Raw genomic sequence first — 15,786 nt, forward strand, 5'->3', positions numbered from 1 at the left:
AAGTGGTATGTGCATACGATAGATGATAGAAAGGCGAAAGGAGGGAGCACAATGGGCGGTGGAGGCTATAATGGCGGCGGTTACGGCTCAGGTTTCGCGCTACTTGTTGTATTATTTATTTTATTGATCATTGTCGGTGCTGCATATCTTTATTAATTAAAAGGAGGACAGTAGGAGAAGGTAATCTTTTCCTACTGTCCTTTTGTTTTAAACAGTGAATAATACTTCCATATAAAAAGAAACTAATAAAATCGTTATAAGGACATTAATCGTACGAAAGATTTTCGGTTGCTTTTCTTCTGGAATTTCTTTGCGTATACAAAGAGCATAGGTCATGCGGTTTATTTGAAATAAATAAAATACAGAGAATAATATAATTACTACTAATAGCAAGCCTATTCCTCCTCTCTTTCGATTCATCGTCAAGCATACCAAATATGTAACTAGTAAGACAAGTTATAGCTACAGTACAGATGGTATTAATATTTCGTAGCCTCTAGGCGTTTCTTCAATTAATGCATTGGCAGGTGCACGCAATAAATGCTTCGCATTGATTAAATCAATTAAACATATGCTACTATGAAAACCTAGTAGTAGGCAAGCATAGTGTGAGTATAAAGGGAAAAATATTGCAATTGCTAAAAACAGGCTATTTAACAATAAAAAAGGTGCCAGCAATGCAAATATATAACGCTTTTTAGAAATTGGCTCTAGCAAGCGCATACGTAAAATAGGAACAAAGCGGAAAATTTTTTTCCAGCGAAATTTCATTTTCCCTCGATAATCGAATAATGGTATATAATGAAACGCTTTATGAAGCGGATATAACAGCAAAAAAGCAATAAAAAATAACAGCATGTATCGATCTGTATGTGGTGCGCGCAATTGTAAGCTTGTTAATACATAGGATGAGCAAAAAACAGCAACAAATGTTAGCACGGCTAATAAGGTAAGCCGTAAAATGCCATATTCAGATGCAACGTTAATTGTTTTCCAGCAGTGCATAAAGCACCTTCTTTCTAATCAATAATTTCGTATCACTATTGTAAAGAAAAAGCGATAAAATAGCTATTGTTTTCAATTTACTGAAAATGGGCGTGTCCAAAAAAGTATTATCTTTTTGGACACGCCCTTTAGCATCTGTTCATATTATTGCTGGGAAGATGAGTGCACTTGATCAAAATTATCTTTAAAATTTTTAAATGAGCGTTCAAAAATTTGAATAAAGTCATCACCATAAATATTACGAATAACCGCCATGACATCTAAAAATTCTGGGAATCTGCCATAAAGCTCTCGCAAAGGTAGAGAACCATCTAAAATGCAGTGTGGTGTATCATGATAATGCTCATTCATCTTCGTGATGAGCTGCGAGCCAGCTTCTGTTAATTCCACATATGTATTACGCTTATCATCATCACGTTTCGAAAATTTCAATAAGCCACGCTCTTCTAATTTTTTCGAAAAATTAAAGGCTGTAGAAACATGCATTACGCCAAATTTCGCAACATCTGAAATCGATGCACCTTGCAAATGAAATGAAATCCATAAAATATGATGTTCATTAATATTTAAGTCGTAGGGCTTAATCCATAGCTGCCAGTCTTTTTCAACTGCCTTCCATAACGCTTTGGACAGTTGTGCCGTTCTTTGGCTATAAAGCATTGCTTCTTTAGTCGTATATACTTGTTCAGACAAAACCTTCACCTTCTTCTTTCATAGCGATTTTAAAATATTATAGCAGTAAAAGAAAAAAGTTTAAAGTTTGAAAAATAAAATAATTTTGTTTATACATAAAAATAACGAAAAAGCATTAAAAATGGCATGATTTCATAGTGTGTGGTGAATCAAAATACCTATTTATTTTGCTCGTCCTTTTCTGTGAATTGGGATAAGTTTTGCTCGATTTCGCTAATAGATTTCTGTAATCCCTCGATTTCTTGTTTTAATAAAGCAGTTTCTGGCTCGATTTGCTGCTTAAAGCTTGTAATTGATTGCGATAATTCTTTTATTATTTGTGGAATATTGTTTTTTGCTTCATTTGACAAATTTACGAAAGATTGTTTAACGTTTTTCGCTTGGGTATTGACATTGCCGATTTGCCCTTTAGCATCTGTAGAGAATTTTGCGATATTTGTTCTTAATTCCTTGCCCGATTGTGGTGTAGATAAAATAGTGGCAACTGCAGCACCAATAATACCTGTAGTTAATCCAATTAAAAATGGCTTCGCTTTCATAAAAGCATCTCTCCTTTAATCAATTCATATATATATTAAACCACTACATCTAGAGATTATACAAACATTCTAATCAAAAAGGAGCTGTCTCATTGTGAGACAGCCCCTTGAAGTTATGCATGTGATACTGCTGTTTTAAAGCTGGAACGTTTTAATAGTTTGCTAACAATCGGGAAAATAATAACGAAGGCAATTGTGTTTAAAACAACTGCTGGCAATACGACTGTTAAAAATAAAACGGAAAATTTAATTGGTACATCTGTTAATAGCAATGCCATTGCTAAAAAAGTTGATCCAGAAACAATTGTGCCAATTGCCACTAAGCTAATTGTAACAGCTAGTTTTTGTACTAATTGACGTAAAGCAAGCACAATAATTAAAAATAAAAAGCCTGTAACTGCTTTATCAATAATATTTGGTACGAAGCCACCTGGAAATGTTGAAAATAATCCAGAAAGCACGCCTGTTGAAAGTGCTAATAAAAATGTTTCCTTAAAGGTTGGGAATAATAAAATGCCAATAAACATCATTGTTAGCATAAAGTCTGGCTTCATACCTCCATTAATGCCTGGAATAATCACATAAAGTGTAGCACCGACCCCAACTAAAAGTGCCATTAAAACTAAATTTTTCGTATTCATTTGTCTCGTCTCCTCTAAGCTCAGCTAATTTTGTCGTTCTCCTAATATGCGCTCATCGCTATTAGCGAAAACTTATATTTGATTGTACGGATAAATGCATGAAAAAGCAACTCAAATTTTCAGAGGAATGATTTAATCGCTTCTGCCGCCTCTGTTAACTCTTCACGTGAAGGCTGTGTTGTTGTCCAAACTAAGCGCAGACCATCCGTTTCATCGTAGCGAGGGATGAAATGTAAATGGTAATGGAATACCGTTTGTCCAGCAGCGGCTCCATTGTTGTTTACTGTATTTAAGCCAGCTGGATTGAACGCTGCTTGAATTGCCTTTGCTACTTTTGGTGCCGCCGCATATAAATGGCTTGCTACTTCCTCAGGCATTTCCATTAAATCACGGCAATGCGTTTTCGGAATTAGTAAAGTATGTCCCTTTGTTAATGGCATAATATCCATAAAGGCATAAACATGCTCGTCTTCATATACTTTCGTACTTGGGATAGAGCCGTCGATAATTTTACAAAATAAGCACTCACTCATTGTTCAACACTCCTTCATAAAAATGTACATATATTTTAGCATATATTGACTGCTTGTTCTGCTTATTTTTGTTAAACTAAACAAAGAGATAGGAGTGGTGTTTTATGACAATTTTACAAGTGACAAATGTGACAGGTGGCTATACACGTAAGCCTGTAATTAAAAATTTATCGTTCACAATTGAAAAAGGGGAGCTAGTTGGTTTAATCGGGCTAAATGGTGCAGGGAAAAGTACAACGATTAAGCATATTATCGGTACGCTGTTACCACAGGAGGGCGAAATTCGCTTAAACGGTGTGACATTAAAGGAAAATATGGATGCCTATCGCACGTCTTTTTCCTATATTCCAGAAACGCCAATTTTATATGATGAACTTACATTGAAGGAGCATTTAGAGCTAACAGCGATGGCTTATGGCTTAGATGAGAAGGCTTTAAAGGAACGCTCCTCCTTTTTATTAAAGGAATTTAGAATGGAGAAGCGCCTAAACTGGTTCCCATCACACTTTTCCAAAGGGATGCGACAAAAGGTCATGATTATGAGTGCTTTTTTAATTAACCCAAGCCTTTATATTATTGACGAGCCTTTTGTTGGCTTAGATCCGCTCGGCATTCAATCGTTACTAGAGCAAATGGATATGAAAAAACGAGAGGGTGCTTCCATTTTAATGTCAACACATATTTTATCGACGGCTGAAAAATATTGTGACCGCATTATTTTATTGCACGAAGGACATGTTCGTGCACAAGGTACGATGGACGATTTGCGAGCAGCCTTCAATATGCCAAATGCGAGCTTGGATGATTTATATATCGCAATGACGAAGGAGCAAGACAACAATGAACAACATGAATAATATATGGAAGGCGCGCTTCGTGCATTATATTAATGAAGTGCAAAAATATATGCGCTTTATTGTGACAGGACATATCGCCATTGTTTTTGTCTTCGTTATAGGTGCTGCAGGCTATCAATATAGCGAATGGCTGAAAGTAGCACCAGCAAGCTTTCCTGCTGAGTGGCTTGTAGCAGCTGCTGTTGGGCTTGTGCTCGCATTTAGTCGCCCAACAACGCTCATTCGAGAGCCCGACCAAGTATATTTATTACCGTTAGAAACGCAAATGCCTGCTTATTTTAAAAAGGCAGTTAATTGGACATTTTGGTCACAGTTGATTGTTCCTGTTATTGTCTATATTGTGGCGATTCCGTTGTTAAATACAGTGACAGAGCTATCGTCATTGCAGGTTTGGTTAGGTCTTGCTTTTGTTATTGCTTTAAAGTATTTGAATGTGAAAATTGAATTTAATTATCGCTTTGCCAACCGTGGACATGCAATTGTCATTGACCGTTTAGCGCGCGGGGCATTGTCAATTTTAGCAATTGAAACAGCGTTAACAGCAAGCATTTATATGGCTGCCATTTATTTAGTGCTATTCATTGCTTACAATATGTCTCTGAAAAAGCGCGTGGCAGACCAGCCTGTACCATACGAACATTTTGTACGCTTAGAGCAAAATCGCATGCTACGCTTTTATCGCTTTGCGAATTATTTCACAGATGTACCTCATTTACGTGGTACGATTCGCCATCGTGCATGGCTAGATGGCGTGTATAAATGGATACCATTTGCACAAAAAAACACGCAGCTTTATTTAGTATGGCGCACGTTTATTCGTACAGATGACCATTTTTATTTATGGGTGCGTTTAACGGCGATTGCCGCAGTGATTACAGCTTTTGTCGATATTTCGATTGTGGCATGGATTGTAGCTGCTGCACTTGCCTTTGCAACAACACTACAGCTAAAGGTTGCCCTGCTATCGAACGGTGAATTTCGCATGGATATGCTATTCCCTATTGCTCCAACACAGCGAAAGCAGGCAGTTGAAAAGCTGTTACGCATTGCAAGTGTTGTGCAAGCGGTGATTGTAACGCTTTGCGCGATGATGCAGCCGCATTTTTATGTGATTTTTGTTGTGATGATTGCTGTAAGTGAATTGACGCTACGCTTGTCGAAGAAATAGAGGGAACGTAGAATAAATCTTCAGAAACGTAGAATAAAGTCCGAAAAACGTAGAATAAAATATAAACGAGGCATGGGTCAAAAACCCGTGCCTCGTTTTATTATTCCTCGTCTACTGGCGCGCTATATTTTGTTACATAGCTTTTGCCGCTAAAAATATTTTGCGCAGGAGAGGTCGCTGGACGCTCACTATGCGCTTTTTTAAAGGCTTGTGAGGATTGCCATGCCTCGAACGATGCAGGTCCTGCCCATTGTGTTAGCACAATATACGTATCGGAATCTAATGGGCGTAACAGCCTAAATGCGATAAAGCCTGGTTCATCTTCGATAGCGCCTGCTCGGTTTAAAAAGCGATGCTCGAAAACAGGTCGTCCTTCATCTGAAACGGGAATATTGTTCATAACAAAATAGCCTTTTTGCTGCAAATCACCTACTGTATCTAATACTTCATATTTGCGTGGTACAGCGAAAACGGATTTTTTCTTCTCGCTTTCTTCAAGTAAAAGTGTATTGCCCTCACCGTACATAATAAAAATGGAATCACTGTTATGCTGTGTGCGAATTTTCTCCATATAATCCGCTGTGCCTGATGTGAAATAAATATACATATTTGTTCGCCTCCTAATTTACAGTACTACCTCCATTTAAAGCTATTGAAACGATATTTGTCAAAAGCATGGTTATAGAAACAACATTTTTATGACATTTTAATAAGAAAACTATACAATAGATGGTGGACAGCTTACTATTGATAACAGATATCAATAAAATTTAAGCGATAATAATCAATTTTGTTTTAAAGCAATGACATTGAGGGGAGAGTAAATTAAGTAAACATGAAAACAATAAATGATACACTGCTAAAAGCAGCGCGCGGTGAACGTACAGAATACACACCTGTATGGTATATGCGACAGGCGGGGCGTTCACAACCTGAATATAGAGAGATTAAAGAGAAATATTCACTTGAAGAAATTACAATGCAGCCAGAGCTATGTGCTTATGTCACACGTTTACCAGTCGAGCAATATGACGTGGATGCAGCGATTCTTTATAAGGATATTGTGACACCATTGCCAGGAATAGGTGTGGATGTGAAAATTAAAGCAGGTGTAGGTCCTGTTATTTCTAATCCAATTCGTTCAAAGCAAGATGTAGAAAAGCTTGGGGAATTTAATGCCAAGGAGCATACACCGTATGTGCTAGAAACAATTAAGCTGTTAACGCAAGAGCAATTAAGCGTGCCGTTAATTGGCTTTGGTGGTGCACCATTTACATTAGCAAGCTATATGATTGAAGGCGGTCCTTCACGCAATTACGCAAAAACAAAATCGTTTATGGTGTCAGAGCCACAAGCATGGTTTGCTTTAATGGACAAGCTTGCCGATATGATTATTGCGGACATTACGGCACAGGTTCAAGCTGGAGCAAAGGCCATTCAAATTTTTGATTCATGGGTAGGCGCTTTAAATGTAGCCGATTATCGTATTTATATTAAGCCTGTGATGACGCGCATTTTTAGTGAGCTACGCCATTTAAACGTACCATTGATTCAATTCGGTGTTGGAGCAAGCCATTTAGTGAATGAATGGCATGAATTGCCGATTGATGTTGTAGGTTTAGATTGGCGCCTATCAATCAGTGAGGCGCGCGCAAAAGGCATTACAAAGCCTGTGCAAGGAAATTTAGATCCAACAATGCTTTTAGCTAGCTGGGATGTGCTTGAAGCACGTGCAAAAGAAATTATTGACCAAGGACTTGAAACGCCAGGACATATTTTCAACTTAGGACATGGGGTATTCCCAGAGGTGGACCCTGCGGTATTAAAGCGTTTAACAACATTTATTCATGACTATAGCCGCGAGCAAATCGCAAAGCGCAGGTAAGCAAAATTTAGACGAGGTGACAATGATGAAGCAAGTACGTGGATTGTTAGTGATGGCATATGGTACGCCATACAAGGAAGAGGATATCGAGCGTTATTATACGCATATTCGTCATGGGCGTAAGCCTGCACAAGAGGATATCGATGATTTAGCTGAACGCTATCGTGCAATCGGTGGCATTTCACCGTTAGCGAAAATGACAGAGGCACAGGCAAATGCTTTATGTGCACGTTTAAATGAAGTACAGGACGAAGTGGAATATAAAGTGTTTATTGGCTTAAAGCATATCGAGCCATTCGTGGAGGATGCCGTTGCAGCAATGGTCAACGAAGGCATTACAGAGGCTGTATCTATTGTATTAGCACCACATTTCTCTACATTCTCGATTAAATCATACAATGGCCGTGCACAGGAAGAGGCGGACAAGCTAGGTGGTACGCTAAAAATTACGTCTGTGGAGGCATGGTATGATGAGCCGAAATTTATTGAGTATTGGCGCCAAGCTGTTGATGGCGAGCTAGAAAAAATGTCAGCAGAAGAGCGTGCAAACTGCTGCTTAATCATTTCTAATCACTCTTTACCTGAAAAAATTAAGCTTGCTGGTGATCCGTATGAAGATCAATTAATTGAAACAGCAAACTTAATTAAAGCAGCGGCTACTATTGAAAATATTGCAGTAGGCTGGCAATCAGAAGGTAAAACACCAGAGCCTTGGTTAGGGCCTGATGTGCAAGATTTAACGCGTGAGCTATTTAATGCACATGGCTATAAAGCATTTATGTATGCTCCTGTAGGGTTTGTAACAGAGCATTTAGAAGTGCTTTATGACAATGATATTGAATGTAAAGTAGTTTGCGACGAATTAGGTGTGGGCTATTATCGCCCAGCAATGCCAAATACACATCCATTATTTATTGACGCAATGGTTGATGCCATTCATAAAAAACTAGCATAATTGAATAAAGGGCATGTCTGAAAAGTCATTTAGAGGCATGCCCTTTGCAATGAATAAGCATAAGGGTTGTCTGAAAGATTATTCCCTTTCAGACAACCTTCGTATGTTTAATTCTATTGATTAGCTCAATTAGTAAAAAATCCTTACTGATTGAAAGCTTTATCTTGATTCAGCAGGAGTTTACATAACTATTTGATTGAATACAGCTGGTGGAGATACACAATCTTCTCCTGAATCAAGATAAAGAATACTAATATGTGATACTTATAACAAGAGAGTGATGAGAGTGACAAGTAAAAAAAGACGGAGGGTTGTTGTTGTCGGTGGAGGTATCACTGGATTATCCGCAGCCTTTTATTTGCAGCAAGAAGCGAAAAAAAATAATTTACCTATAGAAATTATATTGATTGAAGCATCTTTGCGTCTTGGAGGGAAAATCCAAACATTGCGTAAAGACGGCTTCATTATTGAGCGAGGTCCAGAATCGTTTTTCGATCAGTCAGGGAGCGTGCGTAACTTAGCTGCTAATTTAGGAATTGAAGAGGACATGGTTCACCATAATACAGGTCAAACATATGTAGCGGTTGGGGGGGAGCTTTATCCAATTCCAAGCGGTATTATGTTAGGTGGCGCACCTCAAGTATCTTCCTTTATCACATCTGGTCTAATTTCGTTGACAGGAAAAATCCGCGCAATTGGCGATTTATTATTGCCGAAATCGCCAGAAAAAGAAGATGAACCAATTGGTGATTTTTTTAGACGGCGATTTGGTAAGGAAGTTGTTGAAAATTTAGTGGAGCCTTTATTAGCAGGAACATTTGCTGGTGATATTGATCATTTAAGCATACAAGCGATGTTTCCACAATTTTTTCAATTGGAAAAGGAACATCGTAGCTTACTGCTCGGTTTGAAGAAAAATGGTAAGCATTTATATCCTCATATTATAGGCGAGCAAGCTTATTATGAAACCTTTCAAAACGGCTTAGAAACGTTAGTAGAAGCGCTAGAGAAGCAAATTGGCGCATGCACGATTTTAAAAGGGGTACGTGTAGAAGCGATTGATAAAGGGCTAGATGACTCCATGACGATTCACGTAAACAATGGTACGCCAATACAGGCAGATGCTGTCATTATGACATCGCCCTTTAATGCGACAAAGGAAGCATTTAAAGCGCATCATTTAATGCAGGATTTACCGAATATGAATTATGCAACAATTGCTACTGTAACGATGGCATTCAAGCGTGAGCAAATTGAAAAATATAAAGAAGCGATGAGCTTTTTCGTTTCAAGGAATAGCGATTTTGTTATTACATCCTGTACGTGGAGCAACCGAAAATGGGATAATGTAGCGCCAGATGATTGCGATTTATTACGTGTTTATATTGGGCGTGTTGGCGATGAGGCTGTTGTGGAGCTATCAGATACAGAAATTGAAAAAACCGTGCTACAGGATTTATCGCGTTTATTAGGTATACAGGATAAGCCGCTTTTCACGGTTGTTACACGTTGGAAGCAAGGGATGCCACAATATACGGTAGGGCATGAAAAGCGACTGCATACGATGCAAAAGGAATTAATGCAGCAATTCCCCTATGTTCAAATAGCGGGGAGCTCCTATGAGGGGATAAGTGTACCGGAATGTGTTGCACAAGGTAAGGATGCTGCGCAAAACATACTTGCAAAACTGCTTGAAAATGAGTAGGGAAAGATAGCCCTACTCATTTTTTTATTGACCATCTCTATTTTAGCAATCTCCAGTAAAAAATCATTAGAATATCTCAGTGCTATTTCTCATAAGTTACTTTTAAACATAATCTACTTCAAAATGCTATGGAGGGAACTATGGGAAAAGGTGCTTTCATTACTAGAAGTCTATTTATTGCTTGGGGAATGTTTATTTTATTATTGCTGTTTCTTATAGCACCGATATTAAATAACATTACCTCCTTCAGCACAGCAACAGCTTCATTTTTAAGCTTAAATACGATATTTTTAAGTATTTTAATAGAGGCATTGCCCTTTGTATTAATAGGGGTATTGATTGCAGGGTTTATTCAAATATTTTTAACGGAAGAGCATATTCGAAAATGGATTCCTAAAAATAAATTTCTAGCTGTTATTATGGGGTGCTTTGTAGGTGCATTATTTCCAGCCTGTGAATGCGGCATTGTACCAATAGTAAGAAGGTTGATTACAAAAGGGGTGCCTTTGCCTGCTGCAATTGGATTTATGCTAACAGGACCCTTGATTAATCCTATTGTTATTGTTTCAACATATATGGCTTTCGGAAATAATTTAGAAATAGCGGGATATCGAATGATTTTAGGCTTTATTCTCGCAATCATCATAGCGCTACTCGTTAGTTTATTTTTTCAAGGAAATCAATTTAAGAGGGAGCTTTTACACGCTAAAGATGTTGTCAAAACAAACAAGGAGCCTTTTTTAAAAAAATTACATAGCATGCTAAAGCATGCCATAGACGAGTTTTTTGATATGGGCAAGTATTTAATTATTGGTGCATTTTTAGCGGCTTTTGTACAAACTTATATGTCAACAAAGGCATTAGTTGCAATAGGAGGTGACTTATCCTCCTCATTGCTGGTAATGATGGGATTAGCGTTTATCCTCTCACTTTGTTCAGAGGCAGATGCCTTTATAGGTGCTTCGTTTAGCTCAATCTTTCCTACACCAGCCATCCTCTCCTTTTTAATTTTTGGTCCAATGATTGATTTGAAAAATACAATGATGCTTTTAGGTGTATTTAGAGTAAAGTTCGTTGTCTGGTTATTTATTTTTATTACAGCTGTTGTCTATTTTAGTTTATTTCTATTGGCAGAGATACTATAGGGAGGGACAAGATGAAATTTCGTTATCAACAAGCGTTTAGAGCCTGTATTTTGCTCGCATTTTCCGCTATGATTTTTAGCTTACATTGGACTGGAGACATAAAAAAATTAATTAATCCAAAGTATAATCATCTAAGCATAGTTGCTGCAATGTTATTTTTCATTTTGTTTTTAGTACAGGTCACTCGAATACTTTCATTAAAAAAAGAATCGCATTGTCAGCATTGCTGTTCCTCGCATGACCATGGAGACTCAGCTTTCACAACAAAAAAGTATTTTTCCTATACAATTATTATCATTCCTATACTTACAGGTTTTTTAATGCCCGCTCAAATATTAGGCTCTACAATAGCCGATAAAAAGGGCGGAGTAATGATGCTGACAAATCAACAGCAAATGAAAATAGAAGATTACGTTACTTCAAATCAACCGATTGTTGACAATATATACGATCATGAACCTGATCCAGCATTATTGGATGGCAGAAAAGAAATGAAGGAAAATGAATATGAGCTTTTAAGGACAGAGCTTTCTAAAAAAGAAAAAATCACTATGACGGAGGAAGACTATATTATTTATTATGATGAAATAAATAATAATATAGCACAGCATATCGGTAAAAGAATTCAATTAAATGGCTTTGTTTTAAAAGAAAAGGAATTTGCTGAAGACCAACTCGTCATATCGAGATTTTTTGTCACTCATTGTATTGCAGATGCCAATATAGTCGGCTTCCTTTCAGAATTTCCAGAGGCTGCTTCTCTTGACGAGGATACATGGATTGAAGCAATGGGCACAATCGATGTAACAGAATTTGATGGCGCATTACTACCTGTTATTAAAATAGAACAATGGGTAAAGATTCAAGAGCCTGAAACGCCTTATTTGTACCCGATTGATGTTTGGATTACGTCATAGCTGAATCATATAAAGAGAAATGCAAACGGAATTTTTAGTTTGCATTTCTCTTTTTCATGATGAACACTATATATTGTTCATAAATTTACCGCAAGTTTTTCATTATTATTTCACAATTATCGAGTACGATAGGATGGGAGGGTGAGTGATGAAATATAAAATCATATGTGTCATTGTATTTGTATCGTTATTAGTAGGATGCACAAATGAACGCTTCCACAGTATTAACACACATCAATCATTCGTAGCATCAATGAATATTTTAGAGCCTTCGCTGACGTTTTATAATCGCAAAGGTGAACTCGTTGCAGATTGGACGTTTGAAAAAGCGTACACAGGTGCAATATTAATTCAGCGAGACCGTATTTTATTATATGGGCATCAATTAGCAGAGGCAGATATTTATGAGCTATCCTCTGGCAAAAAGCTTGCGACATTAGAAACAGGTATTGGCACGACAAATGCCTATTATGCTGAAACAGAGCAAATGATTTTTTTAACAAATAGTCGCACGAATAAATTAATGCGCTACAATTTATATGGTGAGCCCGATGGCGAGCTTGCGTTACGCAATTACCCGATGTCGATGATTGCACATGAAGGCTTATTGTATGTTGTTAATTATAAAGATACTTCTTTATCCGTCATTGCTATGGAAGATTTAGTATTGCAGGCAGAGTGGCCCATTGAAAAGTCATCACATGGACTGGCGATTGTTGACAATAAGCTGTTAGTTGGAGGACACGGGGAAGGAATGCGTCCGAATGAAACGGTGAAGGTACACGATTTAGCATCAGGTGAAGTGCTCTCTACATTATCTATGCCGTTGATGCCAATTGGCTTTGCACAGCATGAAAATGAGTTAGCTGTTGTCAGTCATGGCAGCAATATGCTTTATGTAACAGAGCAAAAAGGGAAGCTAAAATGGCAATTAGAAATAGGTGCAAATCCATTTGCTGTGGCATATTTTAATGAGCATATTATCGTTGCAGGCTATGACGATCATACACTATATTTTATTAAGGAAGGCCAAATCGATCAAACCATTTCAGTAGATAAAGGTCCGTTTCAATTGCTTGTAAGGGGGGATTCCTAAGTGACAACTGTATTAATTGTAGATGATGAGCGAGATATGCGAAATTTATTGGAAGTCGTTTTACGCAAGGAAAATATACAAACGATAACAGCTTCAAATGGTTATGAGGCTTATGAGCAATTAAATAAACGCACAGTTGACCTTATTTTATTAGATGTTATGATGCCTGAAATAGATGGCTTTACCGTTTGCAAAACCATTCGTCAAACATCCAATATACCCATTATTTTTTTAACAGCAAAGGATGCCAATGAAGATAAAGTAAATGGCTTAACAATTGGCGGTGATGATTATATCGTCAAGCCCTTTACTGCGAACGAGGTGATTGCACGAATCTTCGCAGTGTTAAGGCGTACAGAAGCTGTTGATATGCAGTCAACACAAAGGTTATTAGTGCACGGTATTATTAAAATAGATGAAATATCGAGAAAAGTATTTGTACAGGACAAGCCTGTACCATTGACATTAAAGGAATATGAAATTCTCCATTTATTTATGCAAAATCCGAATATCGTCTATTCACGTGAGAAGCTGCTTGATTGCATTTGGGATATGGACTATGCAGGGGGAACGCGCACAGTCGATACGCATATTAAAACGCTACGTTTAAAGCTTGGTACACAATTGAAGGATGCCAGTGAATATATTCAAACGGTATGGGGGATTGGCTATCGATTCGGAGAGCCACTATGAAAAAGCTGACAACAAAAATTTGGCTATTAATGTGTAGCTTACTGTTGGCGACAATTGCCTTTATGTATATTTTATCCGAGTTTATTTATGAGGAGCTATACGTTTCCGATATGGAGCAATCGATGATTGAAGTTGGCGAAAAGCTGCAAACGATGTATCGTGGTGGCAAAGTAGATGATGCATTAATTGCGCGCATTGAGGAATTTAATGCATACTCGCATTTTCAAATATTCGCAGTGCGCAACCCACGCGAACTAAGCGCCTGTGTACCGTTCGATATCGACTATGATACGCTCATTGGCGCAGAAGAACGAGAGCAGCTATTGCAAGGGCAAGCAGTGACAAAGGTAGGCTATGAAAAGCGCTTTGATCGACCGATTATTTCAGTTATTCTACCATTTACGGAGCAAAACCGCTTAGAGGGAATTATTTATTTATATTATCCACTAACAAAAATTAGCGAGCTAGCGACAACAGAAGTAGGCTTATTAATTGGCGGAGCTGCCCTATTTTCTATATTTGTTGCATTATTTATAGGACAAGGGCTACGTCGCATTATGCGTCCGCTTCATGAGGTACAGCAGGCGGCAGAAAAAATGTCAGAAGGGCATTATGAAGCAAGGGTAAATGTGACATCAAAGGATGAAGTCGGTCAATTGGCTAAAGCCTTCAATCAAATGGCACATGCTATTCAGCAAGAGGATGAGCAGCAAAAGGCTTTTTTAGCGACGGTTTCACATGAGCTGAGAACACCGATTAGCTATGTCAAAGGCTATAGTGAAGCAATTGGTCAAAATTATATGACAGAGACTGAGCAGCGTGAGGCAATTCAGCTCATTACACGTGAGGCTGGTCGTATGGAGCGTTTGACGAATGAATTATTGCAGCTTGCCCGTACAACGCAGGAGCAGGAGGAGCTAGAGCTTTATCCGATAGTGCTCGCTGAGGTGGTGCGTGAGGTGACAGCTATTTTACACGGCACTGCGCAAACAAAGCAAATTGAAATAAGTGAAATACTTGATGAGGAATTAATTGTTTTAGGCAATGAGGAAAAGCTAAAGCAAATTTTTATTAATATTTTAGAAAATGCTCTTCGTTATTCTTTGATTGGCTCTAAAGTGCAAATTACAGCAACTACAGATGAGCAGTTTGCATTGATTTCCATAAAGGATACGGGTATTGGTATCCCAGCTGAGGATTTACCGCATATAACAGAGCGCTTTTACCGTGTAAACAAGGCAAGAAGTCGTTCAGATGGTGGTAGTGGCTTAGGTTTGTCTATTGTAGAGCAGTTAGTGAAGCTACATAAAGGGCAATTGACAATTGAAAGTGAAATAGATAAAGGCACATGTGTTTATGTGAAAATACCATTAATGGAGGAATAAAAAATGAAAAAATGGCTTTTAAGTTTATTAGCAGTACCAATGATGTTAGCAGGCTGTAATGATGAACCAGAGGTAGATACGATGGATAGTGGGGTTATGCCACAGGAAGTAATTGTTGAGATTCAAACACCAGAAGCGGTTGCGGTAAATGAGGAAGTGGAGCTAGTAGCATATGTGACACAAGGTGATGAAAATGTAGATGATGCAACAGTGCAGTTTGAAGTATGGGAATCAGGATTTAAAGATGAGGGCCATATGATTGATGGTCAATTAGATAAAGATGGTGTCTATAAAGCAACATTTACATTCGACCATGACGGCGTTTATTATATGTTTGCACATACGACAGCACGCAGCTTACACGTGATGCCGAAGCAGCAAATTACTGTAGGCAATCCAGATATGAGCAAGGTACTGGAGGATAAAAGCGACAATTCAATGCAGCATGGTGAGCATGAGGAAAACGATGAGGATGAAGAGGAGCACCATCATTAAAAATTTTTTTGAATAAATGCTTGCAAATTTTTTTGAGACATGTATAATAATGACCAGATGACCGAAATGGTTTT

19 protein-coding genes are annotated in these 15,786 nt (G+C 37.9%); 12 read left to right on the forward strand and 7 right to left on the reverse strand.

All coding sequences use genetic code 11. The features are described 5' to 3' along the window. Positions 1 to 51 precede the first annotated feature (51 nt). Positions 52 to 156 carry a YjcZ family sporulation protein gene (locus tag R6U77_RS09600; protein ID WP_293926504.1) on the forward strand — a complete coding sequence of 35 codons (105 nt, stop codon included), beginning with the start codon at positions 52 to 54 and terminating at the stop codon, positions 154 to 156. Between the two features lie 51 nt (positions 157 to 207). Here the strand turns inward: R6U77_RS09600 and R6U77_RS09605 are convergent, their stop codons facing one another. The 6 genes from R6U77_RS09605 to R6U77_RS09630 all read right to left on the reverse strand — a co-directional run bounded on the left by R6U77_RS09605 (position 208) and on the right by R6U77_RS09630 (position 3,411). After that, entirely contained in the window at positions 208 to 420 is a 213-nt protein-coding gene (locus R6U77_RS09605) for a hypothetical protein (RefSeq protein ID WP_406601089.1), read from the reverse strand. 42 nt (positions 421 to 462) lie between these two features. Then, complete coding sequence (locus tag R6U77_RS09610; protein WP_293926495.1) at positions 463 to 1,005, reverse strand: DUF3267 domain-containing protein; 543 nt, start codon at positions 1,003 to 1,005, stop codon at positions 463 to 465. Between the two features lie 144 nt (positions 1,006 to 1,149). Beyond that, positions 1,150 to 1,698, reverse strand: a complete 549-nt coding sequence (locus R6U77_RS09615; protein ID WP_293926492.1) for an HTH-type transcriptional regulator Hpr — start codon at positions 1,696 to 1,698, stop codon at positions 1,150 to 1,152. Between the two features lie 158 nt (positions 1,699 to 1,856). Next, a complete protein-coding gene (locus R6U77_RS09620) occupies positions 1,857 to 2,237 on the reverse strand; it encodes a YtxH domain-containing protein (RefSeq protein WP_293926489.1) in 381 nt (126 codons plus the stop codon). Positions 2,238 to 2,350: 113 nt separating this feature from the next. Further along, positions 2,351 to 2,878 (reverse strand): tryptophan transporter, encoded by a 528-nt coding sequence (locus tag R6U77_RS09625; RefSeq protein WP_293926486.1) that lies wholly within the window; start codon positions 2,876 to 2,878, stop codon positions 2,351 to 2,353. 119 nt (positions 2,879 to 2,997) lie between these two features. Further along, complete coding sequence (locus R6U77_RS09630) at positions 2,998 to 3,411, reverse strand: HIT family protein (protein ID WP_293926484.1); 414 nt, start codon at positions 3,409 to 3,411, stop codon at positions 2,998 to 3,000. A gap of 104 nt (positions 3,412 to 3,515) precedes the next feature. Between R6U77_RS09630 and R6U77_RS09635 the strand changes: the two genes are divergently transcribed. Then, on the forward strand, positions 3,516 to 4,268 hold the full coding sequence (locus R6U77_RS09635) for an ABC transporter ATP-binding protein (RefSeq protein WP_319838302.1): 753 nt from the start codon (positions 3,516 to 3,518) through the stop codon (positions 4,266 to 4,268). Continuing rightward, on the forward strand, positions 4,252 to 5,436 hold the full coding sequence (locus tag R6U77_RS09640) for an ABC transporter permease (RefSeq protein ID WP_319838303.1): 1,185 nt from the start codon (positions 4,252 to 4,254) through the stop codon (positions 5,434 to 5,436). Before R6U77_RS09635 ends, R6U77_RS09640 begins: the two co-directional genes overlap by 17 nt. A 100-nt stretch (positions 5,437 to 5,536) precedes the next feature. Here the strand turns inward: R6U77_RS09640 and R6U77_RS09645 are convergent, their stop codons facing one another. Beyond that, positions 5,537 to 6,043: an antibiotic biosynthesis monooxygenase family protein gene (locus R6U77_RS09645; RefSeq protein ID WP_319838304.1), complete on the reverse strand. Its 507-nt coding sequence runs from the start codon at positions 6,041 to 6,043 to the stop codon at positions 5,537 to 5,539. 228 nt (positions 6,044 to 6,271) lie between these two features. Between R6U77_RS09645 and hemE the strand changes: the two genes are divergently transcribed. The 9 genes from hemE (at position 6,272) to R6U77_RS09690 (ending at position 15,712) form a co-directional block, all read left to right on the forward strand. After that, complete coding sequence (gene hemE / locus R6U77_RS09650) at positions 6,272 to 7,321, forward strand: uroporphyrinogen decarboxylase (RefSeq protein WP_293926473.1); 1,050 nt, start codon at positions 6,272 to 6,274, stop codon at positions 7,319 to 7,321. 25 nt (positions 7,322 to 7,346) lie between these two features. Continuing rightward, positions 7,347 to 8,276 carry a ferrochelatase gene (hemH, locus tag R6U77_RS09655; RefSeq protein WP_319838305.1) on the forward strand — a complete coding sequence of 310 codons (930 nt, stop codon included), beginning with the start codon at positions 7,347 to 7,349 and terminating at the stop codon, positions 8,274 to 8,276. A 280-nt stretch (positions 8,277 to 8,556) separates the two neighbouring features. Next, complete coding sequence (hemY, locus tag R6U77_RS09660) at positions 8,557 to 9,981, forward strand: protoporphyrinogen oxidase (protein WP_319838362.1); 1,425 nt, start codon at positions 8,557 to 8,559, stop codon at positions 9,979 to 9,981. A 140-nt stretch (positions 9,982 to 10,121) separates the two neighbouring features. Beyond that, positions 10,122 to 11,126, forward strand: a complete 1,005-nt coding sequence (locus tag R6U77_RS09665) for a permease (RefSeq protein ID WP_319838306.1) — start codon at positions 10,122 to 10,124, stop codon at positions 11,124 to 11,126. A gap of 11 nt (positions 11,127 to 11,137) precedes the next feature. Continuing rightward, positions 11,138 to 12,043: a TIGR03943 family putative permease subunit gene (locus tag R6U77_RS09670; protein WP_319838307.1), complete on the forward strand. Its 906-nt coding sequence runs from the start codon at positions 11,138 to 11,140 to the stop codon at positions 12,041 to 12,043. Positions 12,044 to 12,191: 148 nt separating this feature from the next. Continuing rightward, a complete protein-coding gene (locus R6U77_RS09675) occupies positions 12,192 to 13,139 on the forward strand; it encodes a YncE family protein (protein ID WP_319838308.1) in 948 nt (315 codons plus the stop codon). Beyond that, the gene (locus tag R6U77_RS09680; RefSeq protein ID WP_319838309.1) at positions 13,140 to 13,832 is read left to right on the forward strand and encodes a response regulator transcription factor; all 693 of its coding nucleotides are present in this window, start codon (positions 13,140 to 13,142) and stop codon (positions 13,830 to 13,832) included. Beyond that, entirely contained in the window at positions 13,829 to 15,217 is a 1,389-nt protein-coding gene (locus R6U77_RS09685; protein ID WP_319838310.1) for a sensor histidine kinase, read from the forward strand. Before R6U77_RS09680 ends, R6U77_RS09685 begins: the two co-directional genes overlap by 4 nt. 3 nt (positions 15,218 to 15,220) lie before the next feature. Beyond that, positions 15,221 to 15,712 (forward strand): FixH family protein, encoded by a 492-nt coding sequence (locus R6U77_RS09690; RefSeq protein ID WP_319838311.1) that lies wholly within the window; start codon positions 15,221 to 15,223, stop codon positions 15,710 to 15,712. Positions 15,713 to 15,786: the final 74 nt, after the last annotated feature.

Origin of the sequence: Lysinibacillus louembei (genome assembly GCF_033880585.1) — a bacterium.
Lineage (GTDB): Bacteria > Bacillota > Bacilli > Bacillales_A > Planococcaceae > Metasolibacillus > Metasolibacillus louembei.

Bases quoted from the DNA above. Each gene is read 5' to 3' on its own strand.
- R6U77_RS09625 (WP_293926486.1), bottom strand. From the start codon at position 2,878: ATGAATACGAAAAATTTAGTTTTAATGGCACTTTTAGTTGGGGTCGGT.
- R6U77_RS09640 (WP_319838303.1), top strand. From the start codon at position 4,252: ATGAACAACATGAATAATATATGGAAGGCGCGCTTCGTGCATTATATT.
- R6U77_RS09635 (WP_319838302.1), top strand. From the start codon at position 3,516: ATGACAATTTTACAAGTGACAAATGTGACAGGTGGCTATACACGTAAG.
- hemE (WP_293926473.1), top strand. From the start codon at position 6,272: ATGAAAACAATAAATGATACACTGCTAAAAGCAGCGCGCGGTGAACGT.
- R6U77_RS09675 (WP_319838308.1), top strand. From the start codon at position 12,192: ATGAAATATAAAATCATATGTGTCATTGTATTTGTATCGTTATTAGTA.
- R6U77_RS09670 (WP_319838307.1), top strand. From the start codon at position 11,138: ATGAAATTTCGTTATCAACAAGCGTTTAGAGCCTGTATTTTGCTCGCA.
- R6U77_RS09605 (WP_406601089.1), bottom strand. From the start codon at position 420: ATGAATCGAAAGAGAGGAGGAATAGGCTTGCTATTAGTAGTAATTATA.
- R6U77_RS09685 (WP_319838310.1), top strand. From the start codon at position 13,829: ATGAAAAAGCTGACAACAAAAATTTGGCTATTAATGTGTAGCTTACTG.
- R6U77_RS09665 (WP_319838306.1), top strand. From the start codon at position 10,122: ATGGGAAAAGGTGCTTTCATTACTAGAAGTCTATTTATTGCTTGGGGA.
- R6U77_RS09630 (WP_293926484.1), bottom strand. From the start codon at position 3,411: ATGAGTGAGTGCTTATTTTGTAAAATTATCGACGGCTCTATCCCAAGT.
- R6U77_RS09645 (WP_319838304.1), bottom strand. From the start codon at position 6,043: ATGTATATTTATTTCACATCAGGCACAGCGGATTATATGGAGAAAATT.
- R6U77_RS09610 (WP_293926495.1), bottom strand. From the start codon at position 1,005: ATGCACTGCTGGAAAACAATTAACGTTGCATCTGAATATGGCATTTTA.
- hemH (WP_319838305.1), top strand. From the start codon at position 7,347: ATGAAGCAAGTACGTGGATTGTTAGTGATGGCATATGGTACGCCATAC.
- hemY (WP_319838362.1), top strand. From the start codon at position 8,557: ATGAGAGTGACAAGTAAAAAAAGACGGAGGGTTGTTGTTGTCGGTGGA.
- R6U77_RS09600 (WP_293926504.1), top strand. From the start codon at position 52: ATGGGCGGTGGAGGCTATAATGGCGGCGGTTACGGCTCAGGTTTCGCG.
- R6U77_RS09620 (WP_293926489.1), bottom strand. From the start codon at position 2,237: ATGAAAGCGAAGCCATTTTTAATTGGATTAACTACAGGTATTATTGGT.
- R6U77_RS09690 (WP_319838311.1), top strand. From the start codon at position 15,221: ATGAAAAAATGGCTTTTAAGTTTATTAGCAGTACCAATGATGTTAGCA.